Genomic DNA, 536 nt, shown 5'->3' on the forward strand with positions numbered 1-536 from the left:
TTGAGCCTATGTTTTGAGCGAATCTCAGCAGGATCGGATAAGCAGTCTCTATTTCTCTCGCGAAAGTCAGTTGCTTTAATTGCGACTCCTTCCACATTTCCATCACAAACGCTCCGTGAAATCGTTTTTACGCGCTGGGCTTTTTGGATCCAATGAATCCATCGCGCAACCGAGTGTAGGACATGTCCTACAGTTGGCGTTGAACTTTTTTGCTCTTTGCAGAGAAGTTTGATTGCAAGAATGTTATTAGCCCGGAGTAGAGCGTTGTATTCAATGTGTCATTCAATTTCAGATTGAAATCTGAAAATTTCTCCATTGGTGTATCTGAGTTTGTGTCTCATTGGGTTCGCTAGCTAAATGAAAAGACATTACAAAAACAGTGGTGTTTACAGTGTCAGTTTGCGCGAAACTGTCTGGGTTCTTTACAGTGGAGTGGCCCATGACTGTCAGTGCAGAAAAGTTTACTGCCCAGACCTTGCTCGACGTGCAGCCCTTGACCCCCAGCCTGTTCACGTTGCGCACTACGCGCGATACAG

Annotated in this window: 2 pseudogenes; one reads left to right on the plus strand and one right to left on the minus strand. The window is 45.3% G+C overall.

The features are described 5' to 3' along the window. Positions 1–103, minus strand: a pseudogene (locus HT737_RS32215) (LuxR family transcriptional regulator); the annotation flags it as partial. 306 nt (positions 104–409) lie between these two features. Here HT737_RS32215 and HT737_RS30325 point away from each other — a divergent pair. After that, a pseudogene (locus HT737_RS30325) lies at positions 410–536 on the plus strand (hypothetical protein); the annotation flags it as partial.

It is taken from the genome of Pseudomonas sp. MD195_PC81_125 (assembly GCF_014060985.1).
GTDB classification, from domain to species: domain Bacteria; phylum Pseudomonadota; class Gammaproteobacteria; order Pseudomonadales; family Pseudomonadaceae; genus Aquipseudomonas; species Aquipseudomonas parakoreensis.